The sequence below is a fragment of the Allopseudospirillum japonicum genome (assembly GCF_900108915.1).
GTDB classification, from domain to species: Bacteria; Pseudomonadota; Gammaproteobacteria; order Pseudomonadales; family Halomonadaceae; genus Pseudospirillum; species Pseudospirillum japonicum.
Genome location: NZ_FNYH01000004.1, coordinates 80,309 through 99,509, shown reverse-complemented (window position 1 = coordinate 99,509; position 19,201 = coordinate 80,309). Strand labels below are relative to the sequence as shown.

Genomic DNA, 19,201 nt, shown 5'->3' with positions numbered 1-19,201 from the left:
CTTGTGACTCTAAAGAGTCTCAAGCGGCTTGATTTTGATACGTGTCAAGGCTGCGACATTCTGCCGCATTTTTTGCCTAGAACAAAGTTTGATTAGAAATTTGGCGGCCCTGTGTAACCTGTGGCCTCTTTTGTGGGAATTTGGCTGTCTTATGTTTAGTACAACTTACTTAAAAACTTTTTTAACCCTTGTGGAAACAGGTAGCTTTACCCAGACAGCGCGCAAGTTGGAGATGACCCAACCTGGTGTCAGCCAGCATATTCGTAAGCTGGAAAGCTATTTTAGCTTACCCTTACTGGATAGACGCGGTAAACGTTTTGAGCTTACTGAGGCAGGGCGCCAAGTCTATGATTATGGCGTGCGCTTATTTGCCGAGCATGATCAATTTTGCCATGCATTAGAACAGGATACGCCTAACCGTGGCGAACTGAGAATCGCGAGCAATGCTAGTTTTGGCCTGTTGTTTTATCCTTATCTTTTAGGATATCAACAAAAGCATTCTGGTATCAAAGTCAACTACTTATTTAGTGCTGCTAATGAGATTACGCGAGATTTACTTGCAGGGCGTTTTGATGTTGGCATCTGTAATGAGGTGATTAAACATCCTGATTTGCGCTATACACCCTACTTAGAAGAGCCCTTGATTTTAGTCGTGCCTGCAGATTTCCAAGGGACACATTTGCAAGATTTAGCTGGGTTAGGCTTAATCAATCATCCAGAAGGTGGTCAACAAGCCAGCCGTATCCTTAAGGCAAATTTTCCGGATGAATTTCGTACCCTCAGCACCTTACCGCAACGTGGTTATATCAATCAGTTGCATTTAGTGCTAGATGGCGTGGCGCGCGGTTTAGGTTTCGCTGTCTTACCGCGTTCTGTGTGGGAGGCTTCCCCTTGGCAACAGCAAACACGCGAATGGCAACTTGCACAACCTGTGTGGGAGTCTATTTATTTGATGAGCCGAGCTTCGGGTGATTTCCCTGCACGCTACCGTGATTTATTTGATGAATACCGCAGTTGGCGACAAGGTTTGGTTGCACCTATACATCCAGCCAACACGCCTGCCAATTAATACTCATCTTATCGCCCCCGCTACCCATCGGGGGCGATCTTTAAAGACCAGCGATTGCTTTAAGATTCTGGTTGCCAAGCAACTTTAGGATCAATTCGATAGCTCCAAGGTAAGCCTGCATTGCGCCACCCATTCAGGGCACGCACACCTTTTGAATCACCTGTTTGCAAACGGTCACCTTCAAAACCATCGGTAACAGTCCAAACTTGTGTATAACCCAGTTTGGCAAGCTCATCAACGACAGGGGCACTACGCGTTGAGCCAGAACGGCACATCACAATAATGGGTGTTTGTTGATCTGCTTGATGAGCTGCTAATTGTTGTAAAAGTTCTGTCATAAAATGTGGGTTTTTACGCATCGCCCAACTTTGTTGTTTCTCATCCCAAGCACTCACATCGGCTAACATCCAAGGGACATGAATATCCGTTGCAGTTGCCATACCGGTAAATTTAATTTCTATGGGATCTCGCACATCGACTAACAAGGCGTCTTGATGGTTTTGCAACAACTGCCAAGCTTCGCGAGCATCGACATACAAATCGAGTTGGGTTTGGGCCGTTGTTTTATTCGGTTTTTCAGCCGCATAAGCTGGTGCAAGGCTCAAGCTTAGACTCACACCCGCCAAGGCTAACCAATGTAAAGGACGCAGCATAAATAAGAACTCCTTAAATCAATAAAATCTTATTTAAGGAGTATCTTAAATAAAGACGCTAAAATCAAGCCTGATAGCGCCAACGATGCCAACCCCAAAGATAACAAGTCGCCAAAACAAAGCCGGCAAAAGTCCCCCAAACAAGCCCCCAGTGCGGATACGTGTAGGTCAGGCTTAAGGTATAAATCAGTAAGGCCCCTAAACCACTAGGATAATGCTTGATTAAGGTGAGCGTTTGTGCGCCGCCATAACTCATATGAATAATCAATAAAAGGGGATACAAGGTGACCGGAAAAGCCGCAAGCAAGCCCGCTAAACTAGCAGGTAACCAATGCGCTGCGGCAGTAATCGCAATAATCATAGCGGCCGCCGCCAACCCACGTAACACAATCACCACCCAAGTGGTACGCCCACCAACGGCCATTGCCTCTGGCCAAGTACGCATCAAATAATGACACACTCCAATACAAAGCAAGCTGATACCTGTCGTTGCCCACAGGACAGGGGGTAAAAATTGCAATATCCAAGCCGTCAATGCATAGGCGCTTAATCCTGCAAGAACGGCTAAAGCAACTTCTTGAAGGCCAGAATAACCACGACAACGGCAAAAATAGATGGCCCCCGCATGCGCACTGACTAAAGCTAGCGCACAACTAAAACCCGCTTGGGTATATAAGGCACTGGCTGCAGCAAATTCAGGAGAAATTTCATGGCCAATAAAATACAAGCTAATGGCAGTCCCTAGAGGATAACCTGCTAATAAGCCGGCGATTTTAGCACCAAAACGCTGGGCAACCCATGCAAGGCCAAGTACCATACCGATGGCAAGGCCAAGTTTAATCAAAGTTAACATACTGCTTCCTAAGCAAAATTTTGCATTAACGCAAAATAACCACCTTCCCTAGTGCTTGACCACTCGCTTGATACTCATGCGCCGCTAGCGCATCTGACATGGCAAACAAGTGCGGATCTAGCACTACCTTGATTTTGCCTTCCTGTACCCAAGCGCACAGGGTTTGTAAAGCAGTCTGTTGTTCTTCTATCCCCAATCCGTGCAATAACGATGTGCCAATAAAGACGGCATCTAAACGCAAATTGCGTGCATGTAACGGGCTAAGATCTTGGGTAGAGCGGGCATTAATGGTGACCAAACGTCCACCAACCTGAGTGCTTTGCATAGATGCCGCGAGATTGTCCCCACCGACCGTATCAAAGACCACATCAAAACCTTGGCCTTGGGTATAAGCTTGTACATAGTCTGCTGGGCTTTGTTGTGGGTACAAGATGCACACATCAGCCCCTAAAGCCTGTGCAAGCTGTGCTTTTTCTTCTGTAGATACACTGGTATACACGTGTGCTCCCAAAGCTTTCGCAACCTGAATCCCTAGATGGCCTACCCCGCCAAGCCCTGCATGAACAAGCACTTTTTCACCTGCTTGTACTTGTGCACGCTTCACCAACGCCTGCCATGCCGTAATAAAAACTACAGGTAAGGCTGCTGCCTCTGCAAAAGAAAGGCATTCCGGCTTTAATGCTAATAAAGCCGCAGGGGCACACATATATTCAGCAAGTGCGCCTGGGTACTGCCCTAAACCACCTGCAAAACCAAAAACAGCATCCCCTACTTTAAATTGGCTAACCCCTTCACCCACTTGCGTGACGACACCAGCAACATCACCATGCAAAATCGCAGGACACGCTGGCCCTGCAGCCACTAAGCCCGTACGGATTTTAATATCTAAAGGATTGACGCTCGTAGCAGCGACTTTAATCACCACCTCACCGACACCGGCTTGCGGTTGTGCCATCACTAACGGCTGAAAATCTGCCTGCGGACCATACGCATGAACAACATACGCAAGCATTTGCCCTTCAGGCAGAGTCTGGTGAACATCTGGCATGCTTAACTCCTTGCTCGAAAACACTTTATTTATATGGACATATCAATGTCTTTGGCGTAACTTATTGTAACAGCTTCTTGCTTGAGCAGAGGTTTCGTCTGACGTAAACTCCTGCGCCTGTGTCCTAATAATTATTATAAAAATCTAATTTAAATACATCTTAAACCTCGTAAGCGGTATCTTTTTGCAGCTGTATCTGAAGTAGGTGCAACTGCCTGATCCTAACTTTTGTCGCCTTCATGCATTTCGATCGCTTGCATTTGCTGCCTCTTGGCCGGAGTTTGATCCATGTTAGCTGCCCTGTGTAATATCCGTATTCAGCAAAGGATCTGGCTGATTATTAGTCTGGCGGTTGCCAGTATTTTATTATTACTTGTTTTAGTGTTACGCGAGCAATACCAAGAAATCCTATTACTGAAACAACAAGAAACCCAACACCTAGTAGAAAGTGCCTCCAGTTTAGTTGCCCAGCTACATCAGCAAGCCCAACAAGGCCAGCTCAGCGATACAGAAGCACAGGCATTGGCCTTAGCCAGTATCCGCGCCATGCGTTATGGCATCAATCAGGATTATTTATGGGTCAACGACATGCAAGGCCGTATGTTAGCCCACCCTAGCAAGCAACTTGAAGGGCGTAATGTCTTAGATTTAAAAGACATTCATGGAAAAACCTTTTTTCGTGAGTTTGTTGACATTGTCGCACGCCAAGATGAAGGCTCCACCGAGTATTACTGGAACCGACCAAACAGCCAAGAACCTTTACGTAAAGTGGTGTATATCAAGGGTTTTACCCCATGGAACTGGGTCATAGGCACTGGGGTTTACATGGATGACGTCGATGCCATGTTTAACGAGTTGGTCTGGCGTATCGGCCTCATTAGCTTGCTGTGTATCGGCATTTTGTTTGTTTTAGCCTCTATCATTGCTCACAGCATTACCAAGCCTTTGCAACAAACTGTTGCAGCTTTAGCTGATATAGGCTCAGGTGAAGGGGATTTAACCGTACGCTTACCAGTACGAGGACGTGACGAAATTAGTCAACTGACCCAACACTTTAATGCCTTCGTTCTAAAAATTCATCAGTTAGTGAAAGAAGTGAATACCACAGCTTCTTCTGTGGCCACCGCTGCCGAAGAACTGGCTGCAGTGACTCACCAAAGCGATATCACGTTGCGCCAACAAAGCACAGAAACCGATCAAGTAGCTGCCGCGATCAATCAAATGTCAGCCACAGTGCATGAGGTCGCCAATAGTGCCAGTCAAGCAGCACAAGCCGCACAACAAGCCGATGATGAGGCCGAAAATGGTCGCCAAAGTTTGCAGCAGGCTTCAGATGCAATTAGTGCCCTAGCACACCAGGTCGAACGCTCTGCTCAAGTGATTCATAAGCTGCGTCAAGATAGCCAAAATATTGGTAGTGTATTGGATGTGATCCGTGATGTTGCCGAACAAACCAATTTGCTTGCGTTAAACGCTGCCATCGAGGCAGCACGCGCTGGGGAAGCCGGTCGTGGATTTGCTGTCGTTGCTGATGAAGTGCGCTCGCTAGCACAACGTACCCAGGATAGCACCCAAGAAATTCAGAACATGATAGATGCACTTCAGCAAGCAGCTGTCGATGCGGTGCACGTGATGGACGCCAGCTTACAGCACTCGCAGCACACACAAACCAGCGCAGGTACAGCTCGGACTTCACTCGATCATATTCTCACCGCAGTAGAAAATATTCGTGATATGAACCATATGATTGCCAGTGCGGCCGAACAACAAGCCTCGGTGGCAGAAGAAATTAATCGTAATGTGAGCAACATTGTGATTTTGACTCAACAGTCAAGCGCAGGCTCAACCCAAACCACTCAAGCCAGCCAAGAATTAGCACAATTAGCCGAAAAATTACGAGGCTTAGTGGTACAATTTCGCGTATAGCTGCATCCTTGGTCAGGCAAGGATGCCTAGACACCTTCAGCAAGGGCTCATATCTCTTGTGGTTTAAAAAAAGGAGTTCTTCCCTTGAGTATGTTACTGGGTATCCACTTGGCAGCCATCGCTGCTTGGATCGGGAGTTTATTTTTGCTCTTGTGGGCCTTGATGCCTGCCTTGACCGGCTTGCCACGAGAGTTCCGTTTAATGACGTGGCAACGCCTGTTAAAACAATGGTTTTGGCTAGGTTGGATCTGGCTGCTGATTATGTTTATTACCGCCGTACTTTTAGATACCTCATTAAACGGTTGGATTAGTATCCTAATTGGCAGTATGTCCTTTATTCACCTTTTGGCCCATTTATTTCCAACCCAATCACTAAAACGTGCCTGTATTGCAGTTAATTGGCGGGAAGCAAACAATCAACTTTTGCGCAGTGTGATTCTTTTATGCCTCAACACACTTTTGGGGTTGGGTCATTTAGGTTTACTTTTGCTACTCAAAACGAGCTAGCTTGTTTCACCAGCGGCAAGCACTGTCGGGTTTGCCGTTTGCCTTATAGACTGAAGGATCTACCCACTGATGTCGATCTATCAATTTCCCCAGCCGATTGCGTATTGCTCCCCCATGCTGCCTAAGCGTACTGGGATTGCCGATTACTCCGCTTATATCTTGCCTTATCTACAAGCCCAAATTGATGTACAAGTCTATGATGATGATTCTTCTACTTGTTCCGCTTGGCTCGCACGCGCTCCTTGGGATCAAACCGAAGCCCAGCAGGCTTATTTAAGTACACAAACGCTACTTACAACACCTGCACCAGAAATCCCCAAAGTACGCCTTTATCATTTGGGTAATAACCCTTGGTACCACAATGGGATTTACCAAGCGTTGCAGGCTTATCCTGGGATTGTCGTCTTACATGATGCTGTCTTGTATTACTTATTTGCTGGCCAAGATCCACAACAACTCCACCAAGCATTTCAGCTGCATTATGGTACTGAAAAAGGCGAGCAAAAATTTCGTGTATTAATGCAAACCACCCCAAATTATGACCCGACACAATGGCCTAAGCCAGAACAAGAACCCTTATTAGGCGCGATTTTCCCCTATGCTCTAGGGATTTTTGTACATAGCCATACCAGTGCGCAGCGAGTACGCCAAGCCGGTTATACTGGGCCCATTCAAGTGATTCCCCTGCCTTATTACCCGCAAGAGAATCCAGCCACTGCACTATCAACAGAAACGCAAACCATCTGCACACGTTTACAAACTTATCAAGCGCAAGGTATACAAGTTTTAGGTATGTTCGGTTTTGTCACCCGTACCAAGCGGATTGATACCATCTTACGTGTGCTGGCAGCTTTAAACACGCCACAAGAGAAAGTTCATTTACTGATTGTCGGAACTGGCGATGCCCTCGCGGCTAAATTAGCAGGTTATGGCGTCCAAGCTTGGGTGACAGAAACTGGCTTTGTAGACGAGGAAGATTTTCATACTTACTTACAAACAGTTGATGTGGTGTTGAATCTCAGATATCCCAGCATGGGGGAAAGCTCTGCGACCCTGATTCAAGCCTTAGCCCATGCACGCCCAACCTTGGTGACGGATGATGCTTGGTTTAGTGAGCTTCCTGATGAGGTGGTAATTAAATTACCTTGGCAAGCAGAGCAAGAAGAACAGACCCTCATGCAAGCCTTACAAGACTTGCTCGCTGATCCACAAAAAGCACAAGCGCTAGGCGCACGTGCGCGCGCTTACGTGCAACAAGCTCATCCGCCAGAAACCGTTGCACAAGCCTATTTGCAAGGGATCGAGGCTTGTTGGCAGGCAAGGCACCCCACGCAGGCCAAAACTTTAGCGCCAAGCCTTGAGGTCGTGAACTATTACCAGCAAGGCTTGCAAGCACAGCTTAACGTAGACGCACTTTAACCTTATCGACAACCGCTTTTGCTTTGGCAACAGCGGCTTCTGTGTCCTTACCCAAGGCTAAAGCCACGCCCATACGACGTTCGCCCACCACTTCAGGCTTACCAAATAATTTAAGATCCGTATCTTCCTCACGCAAAGCTTGATCTAGATGCATATAACTTACGTCTTTTGACTCGCCTTCTACCAATAAAACTGCTGAGGCAGCCGGCCCATATTGACGAATATGACTGATTGGTAAGCCTAAAATCGCGCGTGCATGTAAGGCAAATTCGGACAAGTTTTGTGAAATTAAAGTCACCATGCCGGTATCATGAGGACGTGGCGAAACTTCGCTAAAAAAGACGTGATCACCTTTGATAAACAATTCCACCCCAAAAATGCCATATCCCCCTAAAGCATCAGTAATTTTTTGTGCAATTTGCTGGGCCTTTTGTAAAGCCGACAAAGGCATCACTTGTGGCTGCCAAGATTCACGATAATCGCCCTTTTCTTGACGATGACCAATAGGTTCACAAAAGTGTGTCCCTGAAACCGCACGTACTGTCAGCAAGGTGATCTCATAGTCAAAATCTACCACGCTCTCGATAATCACTTCACCTTCACCACCACGCGCGCCGGCTTGTGCATACTGCCATGCAGCCAATACTTCCTCTTGTGTGCGTACCAAACTTTGTCCCTTGCCTGAACTCGACATAATCGGTTTGACGATACAAGGTAAACCAATGGCATCAACAGCTTGTATATAAGTTTCTTGCGTATCGGCAAAACGATAATCAGATGTCGGCAAGCCGAGTTCTTCCGCTGCTAAGCGGCGAATCCCCGCACGGTTCATAGTTAAACGTGCTGCGCGTGCTGTGGGTACTACGGTAAAGCCTTCGCTTTCTAACTCTAAAAGCGTGTCTGTGGCAATAGCTTCAATTTCTGGTACTAGATAATGCGGCCGCTCTTTTTCCACTAAAACACGAATCGCTGCTCCATCCAGCATATTAATCACATAAGCTCGGTCAGCCACTTGCATTGCAGGCGCATTGGCGTAGCGATCAACCGCAATTATTTCACAGCCAAAACGTTTTAACTCAATGACCAACTCACGCCCTAACTCACCACACCCCAACAATAAAACACGAGTTGCACTAGAAGAAAAAGGAGTACCTAAAATAGTCATAAATCAATACCTTACATAATTTATTATAGACGCTGTGCCTGCGCACGTTGGCGACAAGCGGCAAGAACTTGCTGGCGTTCAGGGTTGGTTAAACTTGGCCAAGCTTGAATTTCTTGTGCATGACGGCGGCAACCGATGCAAATATCTTGTTCATTGAGCGCGCAAATATGCACACAAGGAGAGGGCAGAGGCTTTTCATTGGCTGCTGTGGGCATAAATCTTCATCAAATCAGGCTAGTGGACGGATTAAGAACACGCGCACGCCGAAGTGCACGCTCTTTGCGAGTTTCCATGCGTGATAATTCTAACAGGGAATCTTCTACAAATGCTAAATGCTCATGGGCGGCTTGCTGAGCACGTTCTGGATCAGCATTCATAATGGCATCATATAAGGCTTGATGCTGTGCTTTTAATAAAGGACGAGATTCACGTTTTTCAAATAAATTACTTAAATTAGCAACAATACTTTCTTTCAGTAAATTAAATAAACCGCGCATCGTATGGAGTAAAATTACATTATGTGCAGCCTCAGCAATCGCCAAATGAAAAGCCGCATCAGCTTCAGCTTCAGCTTCTAATTCTGGATCCATATTCTCGTAAATAGCTAATAAGCTATCAAAATGCTGAGTAATTCTTTGTTTATCCTCAGGTGTAGAGCGCAAAGCAGCATAATAAGCAGAAACCCCTTCTAAGGCATCACGAAATTCTAATAAATCATATTTAAACTCATCGTGACTTGAGAGCAATTGTAATAAAGGATCACTGAAAGAATGGCCTATCTCTTCTACCACATAAGTCCCCCCACCTTGGCGGCTATATAGAAAACCACGCGCGACTAATTTTTGAATGGCCTCTCGTAATGAAGGTCGTGAGACTTCAAACTGAATTGCCAACTCACGTTCTGGAGGTAATTTCTGTCCTGGATTAAAAGTCCCATCAAGAATCATACTTTCTAATTGCTGCATCACCATATCAGAAATACGAGGTTGCTTAACACGTGGATATTTCATCATTTGCACAATTCCATAGCAGAAAATAAGCCTAGCGCTTAAGTATAAAAGTCTATTTTTAGTTTTCGAACCTGATTTTAAGGGCTCTCAACTGCATCTCTTGGTGACCTGTTTGATGCTCACACGCCTGTTAATTGGTCATACCAAACTTAGCACTTTCCCAGCAAAGATGTCGAGTCACTTGTACTCGCTTCCCCCGATTTAAAGTAATCAATAGAGCTTCTTAACCCAATATTTATAAGCAACTGCAGCATGCTAAAATGCATATACCTTGTTCTAATACCTTGATGCAGTTTTTATTTGACATGTTCTCCTAGCTTGCCTATCTTATTTCGAGTCAAGTGGTTAATTGGTTTTACCAATTTCCAGGTTATGGGGTGAGCGTCTAGTTTAATCTTGATGTGGATTAAATCGATTCAGCTACCCCACTTTTTTCCGCTTAGGCACTTTTGCACCGTAAAACCGAACAGCTTCATTAATAATAACAAAATGGAAGGATGGCCTCTGATGTCTAGCTTCGTAAAAACCACCCTCGCCGCTGCACTTGCTTCCAGTCTCACCTTAGGGATGCAGGCTTCTGCACAAGCTGCGGATTTAGATCGTATCCAATTAAAAGTACCTATCGCTTTTTCAACCCAGCTGCCAGGTCTGGGCAGTCCGATTGCTAAAGTCGCTGATAAAATTCAAAAAGTTTCTAACAATACCTTGCGTTTTAAAGTATACGAGCCGGGTAAACTAGTCGCCCCTTTTGAGATTCTTGATGCGGTGTCGCGTGGTAAAGTTGATGCCGGTTATGCCACCGCTGGATATTGGGCAGGAAAAATCCCCGCATCACCTTTATTTTCCGCGATCCCTTTCGGCCCAGAAGCTGGCGAGTATATCGCTTGGATGTACTATGGTAACGGCATGAAGTTGTACCAAAAGATGTACGATCAAGCCGGCTATCACGTGAAAGTGCTCCCTTGTACACTCAATGCGCCAGAAACCTCAGGTTGGTTTACTAAACCCATTGAAAAACCTGAAGATTTACAAGGTTTACGGATGCGCTTTTTTGGTCTGGGCGCTAAGGTGATGGAAAAGTTAGGTGTTGCCACCTCTTTATTACCAGGGGCAGAAATCTTCCCAGCCTTAGAAAAAGGTGCCATTGATGCCACTGAATTTTCCATGCCTGCCGTCGATGCCCGCCAAGGTTTCTATAAAATTGCCAAATACAATTACTTCCCTGGTTGGCACCAACAAGCCACCATATTTGAGCTACTTATTAATAAAGATGTGTGGAATAAAATGCATGAAAATCAACAAGTCATGGTCGAAGAAGTCTGCAAAGCTTCGATGGCTGATTCTTTTGCTGAAGGAGAAGCCTTACAGTTTAAAGTCTTGATGGAAAATGCAGAAAAACATGGCGTACAAATTATGCGCTGGAACGACACCATGCTGGCTGCTTTCCGTCAAGCTTGGGAAGAAGTCGCCCAAGAAGAAGCTGCGAAAGATGCTTTCTTTAAAGAAGTTTGGGACGATTTAAGCCAGTTCCGTGCTCAATATGAGCTTTGGGAACGCAATGCCTTCTTGCCACGAGAATTTTAATCGTCTCTGTCAATCGTCGATAACCGCAGCACAGACTGCGGTTTTAAACTTTTGATTTTATTAATTTTCTCTTGCATGGAGGTTGGCCGCTATGGGCTCACCATCAGAACCTTCCCACCAGCATTCTATGCCTTTTGCTGATGCCTTAGATGCAGGTATCCAAGCTATTGGGCGTGTATTTGCTTGGAGTTATGTCCTCTTAGTCGCCGTGATCATTTTACAGGTCGTGCTGCGTTATGGGTTTAACCAAGGCCTTGTCATGCTGGAAGAGCTACAATGGCATTTATATGCACTTGGCGTCATGTTTGGTGTCAGCTACGCCCAAACAACTAACTCACACATTCGCGTTGATTTATTCCATATGCGCATGAGCCGTCGCCGCCAAGCTTGGGTTGAAGTCTTGGGCATTTTATTTTTACTCCTGCCTTTCGTATATGTCGTCCTCAGTAATAGCTTCGGTTTTGTGTATGACGCTTGGCGGATCAATGAAAGTTCTGCCGCACCGACAGGTTTACCTTGGCGCTGGTTAATTAAATCTGTGATCCCCTTGAGTTTTGCCTTACTTGGGCTCGCTGCTTGCGCACGTTTATTACGTGAACTGCATTTCTTATTTCACCGCCCTGCGCACTAATTAAGTGCCCTAATTTCGATAGGAGTGATTTCATGGAAGTCAATGAAATTCTCGTTGTCGCCATGTTTGCCAGTTTTATTTTATTGCTTTTTACTGGCTTTCCCGTCGCTTGGGTACTCGGCGGCATCGGCGTTATTTTTACTGGCATTGGTTATTTAGCAGATATTTATCTAGACACTTGGACAGGCCTAGATATGTTGACCTTAAGCCTTGTGGTCAATCGTATTTATAAGATCATGGATAACTGGGTACTGGTTGCCTTACCTATGTTTATTTTTATGGGCATTATGCTCGATCGTTCTGGGGTTGCAGAACGTTTAATGGAATCTATCCAAGAGTTATTCGGTCGTGTCCGTGGTGGTTTAGCCATTACCGTCACTTTAATTGGTATTATTCTTGCAGCCTCCACCGGTATTGTTGGTGCCTCTGTAGTTTTATTAGGGCTTATGTCCTTGCCTGCGATGATGCGCCAGAATTATGCGACCCCTTTAGCTTTAGGTACTATTGCCAGCGCGGGTACTTTAGGCATTTTAATTCCGCCTTCGATCATGCTTGTCATTATGGCAGATCAATTAGCCCTTTCCGTTGGCGATTTATTTATGGGCGCTTTGATACCAGGGCTTTTGTTAGGCTTTTTATATATCAGCTATTTATTAATCATGGGTTGGTTAAAACCTGAAGCTTTACCCCTGCCAGAAAATGCTCAGCCTTTAGATAAAGCCGTTGTTTGGAAAGTCATTAAAAGCATTTTACCACCTGTTGCCTTAATTTTTGCGGTGTTAGGCTCTATTTTCGCAGGCATTGCCACCGCAACAGAAGCCAGTGGCGTTGGTGCTTTAGGAGCAACCTTATTAGCTTGGTGGAATGGCAAGTTAAGCTTTACCACTTTAAAAGAAGTTGTTGTTGGCTCTTTTAATACCACAGCCTATATCTTTGCTATCTTTTTAGGTGCCACTTGTTTTGCTTTGGTATTACGTGAACTCGGCGGAGATGAACTGATTGAAAGTTGGTTAACCGGCTTACCTTTTGGTGAATATGGTATTATTGCCTGTATTTTGCTGATTATCTTCTTATTAGGTTTTTTTCTTGATTGGATTGAAATCACTTTAATTGTCTTACCCTTGCTTGCTCCGGTTGTCACTGCGTTAGGCTTAGATATTAACGGTTATGGTGTGGTGGATAATCCTGAGCTGGTGTGGTTTGTGATGTTAGTGGCTATGGCCTTGCAAACCTCATTTTTAACCCCACCTGTTGGTTTCTCTTTATTTTACTTAAAAGGTGTCTGCCCACCGGATGTCACTTTGGGACAGATTTATCGCGGTGTCGTGCCTTTTATTATTCTGCAATTAATTGGTTTATTAGCTTTAGTGATCTGGCCCCAGTTAGTCCTTTGGTTACCTGCCGTTGCTTATGGTTAAACCACGCCTTTTTTAGGTTTTTTAAGAGATCCAAGCTATGCACACATCCTCTTCTTCTAAAGTTGCACCTTTATATACGAATGCGGCACCGGCTCAACAAGCAAGTCATCGCCTCAAGGTCTATCCACCAAAGCCGCAAAAAGTCTATTTTTTTGCGACCTGTTTAGTCGATTTATTCTATCCAGACGCCGGTATGGCGGGTATCCAATTGCTCGAACAACAAGGAATAGAGGTTCTGTACCCGCAAACTCAAACCTGTTGTGGTCAGCCTGCCTATACCTCTGGATATCATGATCAAGCGCGCGCCGTTGCCCAAGCCCAATTTGACCTTTTTCCTGAACCTTGGCCCATTGTGCTGCCTTCAGGTTCTTGTGCTGGCATGATGCGCCAGCATTACCCACAGCTTTTTGCCAATACGCCTGAGCAAGCAAATGCTCAAGCCATCGCAAACCGTGTGTTTGAACTGACAGATTTCTTATTGCATGTGTGTCAGCTACAGCTAAAAGACGAGGGCAAGCCCATCAAGGTGGCTTTGCACACTTCCTGCTCAGCACGTCGTGAACTTGGCATTGCCCATGTGGGGGAAACCTTGTTAGATCAACTGGCGCAAGTTGAACGAATCGAGCCAAAACGCACGAGTGAATGTTGTGGTTTTGGTGGGACTTTTGCCGTGCGCCATCCACAAATTTCTGCCGCTATGGTGGAAGATAAAACGCAAGCACTCATAGACGCAGCTCCCCACTTTGTCACCACAGATTGCGGCTGTTTGATGAATATCCAAGGTCATGCTGAAAAAACCCGTCTTAAGTTGCAAGGCGAGCATCTTCTGAGCTTCTTATGGAGGCGCACCCAAAATGACGCTTAAAACAGATCATCTAGCGGGAGGGCAGTTTTATATCCGAGTGCAAGACGCACTTGCCAATGCCCCTATCCGTGCCAATTTCCGTAAGGCCATGGATGGGCTGATGCACAAACGTGCCACTGCTTTAGAAGATACCCAAGAACGCGAAAGCTTGCGCGAACTTGCTGCGAATGTGCGCCTACGTGCGCTTGCGCGTTTACCTGAGTTATTGATTCAACTGGAAAAAAAATGCCAATCCCAAGGGATTCAAGTGCATTGGGCACAAGATGCTCAGCAAGCATGTGAGCAGGTACTGGCCATTTGCCAACAGCGCCAAGCACGCACTGTAATTAAAGGCAAATCGATGGTTTCGGAAGAAATGGAACTTAACCATTTCTTAGCAGAAGCAGGCATTGAAGCTTTAGAGTCCGACTTGGGCGAATATATTGTGCAATTAGCCCAAGAAACGCCTTCGCATATTATTATGCCGGCGATTCATAAAAATACGCAGCAAATTTCCCAACTCATGCACGAGAAAACGGGGACCCAGCTATCGCACGATGTGGCGTATTTAACCGAATGCGCACGCCAGCAATTACGTGAACGTTTTCAGCAAGCGGATATCGGCCTGTCTGGGGTGAATTTTGCTGTCGCTGAAACAGGCACCCTGTGCTTAGTGGAAAACGAAGGCAATGGCCGCTTAACCACCAGTGTTCCTTCTTGTCATATTGCTGTGATGGGGATTGAAAAAGTTGTTGAGCATTTAGAGGATGTGACGCCTTTACTCTCCTTACTGACCCGTTCAGCCACTGGACAAGCCATTACCACCTATTTCAATATGATTTCGCGTCCACGGCAACCCGATGAGAAAGATGGTCCAGAGGTAGTACATTTGATTTTGGTGGATAATGGCCGCGCTCATCTCTACCAAGATCCTGAACTCAGGGATACCCTCAGATGTATTCGCTGTGGGGCTTGTATGAATCACTGTCCCGTCTATACCCGTATCGGCGGCCATGCTTACGGCACCACTTACCCTGGGCCAATAGGCAAGATTCTTATGCCGCATCTCACCGGCTTTGCCAATAACGCCGCCTTGCCCAGTGCCTCTACCTTATGTGGTGCCTGTGCGGAAGTTTGCCCAGTAAAAATTCCGATTCCGGATATCTTGGTCCGTTTACGCCGCGAAGCGGTCAATGGCGATCAAATCAACCCGAGCGTCATGGCAGAAAAAGGCTTTAAACGCACTTGGAAAGAGGCCTTGGCTTGGCAACTTTGGGCTTATTTGGCTCAACGTCCACGCCTTTACCAAATCGCCACCAAGATAGCTCGCTTAGGGCATTATTGGATGCCGCAATCCCTTGGTGCTTGGACTCAAGTCCGTACAGCACCACGCCCAGCCGCCAAAAGCCTGAGCCAATTAAGACGTGATGCGGAGAAATCTCTATGAGTGCGCGCGATACGATTTTGCAACGCCTATTTGATGGACGCACAGAGGCTTTAGGCGAGACCCAAGCCCAAGTACCTGCCAGCCAGTTTCATGTTCTTGCTCAAGTAAAAATGAGTTTGCCAGCACGTTTACAAGCTTTCCAACAAGCCATGGCCAAGGTGGAAGGAGAAGTTATTGTATTAACGCGTGCACAGTGGCCACAAAAAATGGCGGCTTGGTTGGCAGACCATACGCAAGCACAACGTATCTTGGTGCCACCGGCACATCATGTCCTTGGACAAGCGCTTGCACCCCTTTGGCAGGGGCAATGGGGACATACTTGGCAAGTGCGCACTTATGATGCACCGATCGAAACTTGGCAAGCTGAGTTATTTAATGAGGTCGATCTGGCGATTACTTCGACACGCGCCGGCATTGCACAAACAGGCTCTTTGGTGCTTTGGCCAACGCCGGAAGAGCCTAGACTAATGTCTTTGGTGCCGCCGATTCATGTCGCTATTTTGGATAGCCAGCGTTTGTACAATACCTTTTATGAAGTGCTGCAAGTGGAAGCTTGGGCACAACAGGGGATGCCCACCAATGCCTTGTTAATTTCTGGGCCTTCTAAAACCGCAGATATTGAACAAACTTTAGCGTATGGGGTGCATGGGCCAAAACGCTTGATCGTCTTTGTATTAGTAGATGAGGAAATGGCGGAGGTCTGTGATGCGCCCTGAATATGCGGCTTTTGTACAACAGATGCTAGAGGTCATCCCAGAAGCTCGGGTCAAAACGGACTTATTAAGTCGCTTGGCCTTGGGAACCGATGCCAGCTTTTATCGCTTAGTCCCTCAAGTGGTCGTTTTAGTTGAAACCGAAACCGAGGTCCAAGCGGTTTTAAAAGCCTGTCATCAACATCAACTTGCGGTGACCTTTCGCGCTGCTGGGACTTCTTTATCTGGGCAAGCGGTCACAGATTCTGTACTTATGGTGCTTGGGCATCATGGTTGGCGGCATCATCAAATTCTGCAAGAAGGGCAACAGATCCGCTTACAGCCTGCGATTATTGGTGCACAAGCTAACCAATATTTAGCCCCTTATGGTCGTAAAATCGGTCCAGATCCTGCTTCCATTAATGCTTGTATGATCGGGGGGATTGTCGCCAATAATGCCTCAGGCATGTGTTGTGGCACAGCACACAATACGTATCACACAGTGCAGGCGATGCGTTTTATTTTAGCCGATGGCACCTTGGTTGATACGCAAGAGATACAAAGCGTGGCGCGTTTTCGGCAAACCCACGCAGACTTATTGGCAAAGTTGGGCCAGTTACGCCAACAAATCCTCGAAAACCCTGATTTATTAGCGAAGATCAACCATAAATACCGGCTCAAAAATACGACAGGTTACAGCCTCAATGCCTTGGTTGATTTTAGTGATCCGTTAGATATTTTGCTGCATGTGCTGGTCGGTTCCGAAGGTACTTTAGGTTTTATTAGCGAGATTACTTATCAAACCGTGCCAGAACCCCACTATAAGGCCGCAGCGCTGATTCTTTTTGCTGATATAGAAGCTGCTTGCCAAGCCACTGCCTCCCTGAAAAGCACCCCAGTGGCCGCAGTTGAGTTAATGGATCGTGCCGCTTTGCGCGCGATACAAGATAAACCTGGGATGCCAGAATATTTGCGTACTCTGGAAGCAGATGTGACCGCTTTGCTAGTTGATGTACGCGCTTCCACGCAGCCAGAACTCACACAGCATTTACAACAGGTGGAAGCAGTATTACATGACTTTGCCTTGGTGCGCCCGCTAGCTTTCACCCAGGATGCTGCCACATATGCCCTCTATTGGAATATTCGTAAGGGTTTATTTCCTGCTGTCGGTGCAGTGCGCCAAACAGGCACCACAGTCATTATTGAGGACGTGGCTTTCCCAATAGACAAGCTCGCCGCTGGCGTACGTGCTTTACAGGAAGTCTTCCGTAAATATGCCTACCATGAGGCGTTACTCTTTGGGCACGCACTCGAAGGCAATTTGCACTTTGTATTTACCCAAGGCTTTGACTCTGATCAGGAAGTGCGACGTTATCAAGCCTTGATGGATGAGGTGGCCGATCTGGTAGCGGTGCGTTTTGGCGGCTCTCTTAAAGCAGAACATGGTACCGGCCGCAATATGGCCCCGTATGTAGAGCTAGAATGGGGGCAGGACGCTTATCAATTAATGTGGGCATTAAAAGCCTGCTTGGACCCGCAGCATTTACTCAACCCAGAAGTGATTTTATCCCGCAATCCTCAGATCCACTTGCAGGCATTAAAAGCTTTACCTCAAGCCTATCAGCGGGTTGATGCTTGTATTGAATGTGGATTTTGTGAGGCTGTCTGCCCTTCACGTAAGCTAACGTTGACGCCACGTCAGCGTATTGTGATCCTTCGTGAAATGGCGGCGTTGCGAGCGCAAGCCAGCAAGACAGATGATTTACGTCTTTTGGAAAAGGATTTCCAATATGCAGGTATTGATACTTGTGCAGGGGATAGCCTCTGTTCTACCCGTTGTCCTGTGGGCATAGATACAGGGCAGATGATCCGTGAATTACGTGCACAAGCAAATGCCAAATATGCGCCTCTAGCCCAAGCGATCAGCCACCATTATCAGTGGGCCCAGTTGGGATTGCGTTGGGGACTGGCACTCTGGCAGCAAATTCCAAAAGTGAAAAAATCGCCATCCCCTGTTCAATACTATCCATCACAGAACCAGCAAGCACAAGCACGCCGCCCCGCCTTGCCTCAGCCAGTTCCGGCGAAAACACGTCAACGTTTAGCTGCAAGTGCACACACAGATTTCAAAGACACAGACATAGGTTTGGTTTATTGGCCTTCTTGTGCCAGCCGTACTTTAGGCGCGGCGGCAGATGCACACAATACAAGGTGTGTCGCAGACGTCTTTCTCGATTTATGTGCGCGTGCTCAGATCCCTGTGCGCGTAGTAAAAGATCTAGAAGGTGACTGTTGTGGTATGCCTTTTCATTCTAAAGGCCATTTTGCTGCTGCTGAGGCATCCCGAACGCGCGTTTGGCAAAAGCTGCTGGATGCAAGTGAGCAAGGTCGCTGGCCTATCGTGTGCGATACGAGTCCCTGTAGTATGCGTTTATTAGCTACCTGCCCTGAACCAGTGCGCTTGTATGATTTACCCCAAGCCTTAACCGATCTCCTGTTACCCCGCTTACAGGTGCGGCCGTTAGCACGCAAAATTGCTTTGCATGTCAGCTGTTCTGCCACCCATAACGGTCAAGCAGCAACCATGTATCAATTGGCAAGCGCCTGCGCACAAGAAGTCGTCATTCCAGAAGGTATCAGCTGTTGTGGTTTTGCAGGCGATAAAGGCTTTAGCTTACCTGAACTCAATGCCAGTGCTTTGCAAGGATTAGCACCTCAAGTTGCCGACTGTGATGCAGGTTATTCTTCGAGCCGTACCTGTGAGCTTGGGCTAAGTGAACATACAGGGATCCCTTATCAATCGTTAGTTTATCTACTCGAGGAGGCTAGCCGAGGTTAAAAATACACCGAGGTGGCAATAAAGAGAGTTAAAAGGTCATACAAAAAATGACGGCAGCATGTGCTTAAGTGTGATACAAGTGAAAATCTAGACACT

At 46.5% G+C, this 19,201-nt stretch carries 17 protein-coding genes; 11 read left to right on the top strand and 6 right to left on the bottom strand.

All coding sequences use genetic code 11. The annotated features are described in order from the left end of the window. The first annotated feature begins 151 nt into the window (after nt 1-151). A complete protein-coding gene (locus tag BMX05_RS05480) occupies nt 152-1,069 on the top strand; it encodes a LysR family transcriptional regulator (protein ID WP_093308964.1) in 918 nt (305 codons plus the stop codon). Nucleotides 1,070-1,128: 59 nt separating this feature from the next. Here BMX05_RS05480 and BMX05_RS05475 read toward each other — a convergent pair whose 3' ends face one another. From BMX05_RS05475 to BMX05_RS05465, 3 genes are all read right to left on the bottom strand, one after another. Further along, complete coding sequence (locus BMX05_RS05475; RefSeq protein ID WP_093308963.1) at nt 1,129-1,722, bottom strand: rhodanese-like domain-containing protein; 594 nt, start codon at nt 1,720-1,722, stop codon at nt 1,129-1,131. A gap of 64 nt (nt 1,723-1,786) precedes the next feature. Next, nucleotides 1,787-2,575 (bottom strand): hypothetical protein, encoded by a 789-nt coding sequence (locus tag BMX05_RS05470; protein WP_093308962.1) that lies wholly within the window; start codon nt 2,573-2,575, stop codon nt 1,787-1,789. 25 nt (nt 2,576-2,600) lie between these two features. Beyond that, nucleotides 2,601-3,623, bottom strand: coding sequence for a zinc-dependent alcohol dehydrogenase family protein (locus tag BMX05_RS05465; protein WP_218138989.1), 1,023 nt, complete (start codon nt 3,621-3,623; stop codon nt 2,601-2,603). Nucleotides 3,624-3,911: 288 nt separating this feature from the next. Here BMX05_RS05465 and BMX05_RS05460 point away from each other — a divergent pair, with 288 nt between their 5' ends. The 3 genes from BMX05_RS05460 to BMX05_RS05450 all read left to right on the top strand — a co-directional run bounded on the left by BMX05_RS05460 (nt 3,912) and on the right by BMX05_RS05450 (nt 7,475). Continuing rightward, nucleotides 3,912-5,549, top strand: a complete 1,638-nt coding sequence (locus tag BMX05_RS05460; protein ID WP_093308961.1) for a methyl-accepting chemotaxis protein — start codon at nt 3,912-3,914, stop codon at nt 5,547-5,549. Between the two features lie 84 nt (nt 5,550-5,633). Then, nucleotides 5,634-6,056, top strand: coding sequence for a hypothetical protein (locus tag BMX05_RS05455; RefSeq protein WP_143051944.1), 423 nt, complete (start codon nt 5,634-5,636; stop codon nt 6,054-6,056). Between the two features lie 69 nt (nt 6,057-6,125). Then, nucleotides 6,126-7,475 carry a glycosyltransferase family 4 protein gene (locus tag BMX05_RS05450; RefSeq protein ID WP_093308959.1) on the top strand — a complete coding sequence of 450 codons (1,350 nt, stop codon included), beginning with the start codon at nt 6,126-6,128 and terminating at the stop codon, nt 7,473-7,475. Here BMX05_RS05450 and purT read toward each other — a convergent pair. The 3 genes from purT to BMX05_RS05435 are packed head-to-tail and all read right to left on the bottom strand — an operon-like array spanning nt 7,456 to nt 9,650. Continuing rightward, nucleotides 7,456-8,640 (bottom strand): formate-dependent phosphoribosylglycinamide formyltransferase, encoded by a 1,185-nt coding sequence (gene purT, locus BMX05_RS05445; RefSeq protein ID WP_093308958.1) that lies wholly within the window; start codon nt 8,638-8,640, stop codon nt 7,456-7,458. The genes BMX05_RS05450 and purT overlap by 20 nt on opposite strands. Before the next feature lie 23 nt (nt 8,641-8,663). Further along, entirely contained in the window at nt 8,664-8,855 is a 192-nt protein-coding gene (locus tag BMX05_RS05440) for a DUF1289 domain-containing protein (RefSeq protein WP_093308957.1), read from the bottom strand. A gap of 9 nt (nt 8,856-8,864) precedes the next feature. Further along, complete coding sequence (locus tag BMX05_RS05435; RefSeq protein ID WP_093309066.1) at nt 8,865-9,650, bottom strand: GntR family transcriptional regulator; 786 nt, start codon at nt 9,648-9,650, stop codon at nt 8,865-8,867. A 507-nt stretch (nt 9,651-10,157) separates the two neighbouring features. On the opposite strand from BMX05_RS05435, the gene BMX05_RS05430 reads away from it, so the two are divergent. The 7 genes from BMX05_RS05430 to BMX05_RS05400 all read left to right on the top strand — a co-directional run bounded on the left by BMX05_RS05430 (nt 10,158) and on the right by BMX05_RS05400 (nt 19,105). After that, nucleotides 10,158-11,234, top strand: a complete 1,077-nt coding sequence (locus tag BMX05_RS05430) for a TRAP transporter substrate-binding protein (RefSeq protein ID WP_093308956.1) — start codon at nt 10,158-10,160, stop codon at nt 11,232-11,234. 91 nt (nt 11,235-11,325) lie between these two features. Next, nucleotides 11,326-11,865 carry a TRAP transporter small permease subunit gene (locus BMX05_RS05425; protein WP_093308955.1) on the top strand — a complete coding sequence of 180 codons (540 nt, stop codon included), beginning with the start codon at nt 11,326-11,328 and terminating at the stop codon, nt 11,863-11,865. 32 nt (nt 11,866-11,897) lie between these two features. Further along, the gene (locus BMX05_RS05420; protein WP_093308954.1) at nt 11,898-13,283 is read left to right on the top strand and encodes a TRAP transporter large permease; all 1,386 of its coding nucleotides are present in this window, start codon (nt 11,898-11,900) and stop codon (nt 13,281-13,283) included. A 37-nt stretch (nt 13,284-13,320) separates the two neighbouring features. After that, nucleotides 13,321-14,148: a (Fe-S)-binding protein gene (locus BMX05_RS05415; protein ID WP_093308953.1), complete on the top strand. Its 828-nt coding sequence runs from the start codon at nt 13,321-13,323 to the stop codon at nt 14,146-14,148. Next, nucleotides 14,138-15,574 (top strand): LutB/LldF family L-lactate oxidation iron-sulfur protein, encoded by a 1,437-nt coding sequence (locus BMX05_RS05410; RefSeq protein WP_093308952.1) that lies wholly within the window; start codon nt 14,138-14,140, stop codon nt 15,572-15,574. The genes BMX05_RS05415 and BMX05_RS05410 overlap by 11 nt, the downstream gene beginning before the upstream one ends. Then, the gene (locus tag BMX05_RS05405; RefSeq protein WP_093308951.1) at nt 15,571-16,290 is read left to right on the top strand and encodes a LutC/YkgG family protein; all 720 of its coding nucleotides are present in this window, start codon (nt 15,571-15,573) and stop codon (nt 16,288-16,290) included. Before BMX05_RS05410 ends, BMX05_RS05405 begins: the two co-directional genes overlap by 4 nt. Then, nucleotides 16,280-19,105, top strand: coding sequence for an FAD-binding and (Fe-S)-binding domain-containing protein (locus BMX05_RS05400; protein WP_093308950.1), 2,826 nt, complete (start codon nt 16,280-16,282; stop codon nt 19,103-19,105). Before BMX05_RS05405 ends, BMX05_RS05400 begins: the two co-directional genes overlap by 11 nt. Nucleotides 19,106-19,201 lie beyond the last annotated feature (96 nt).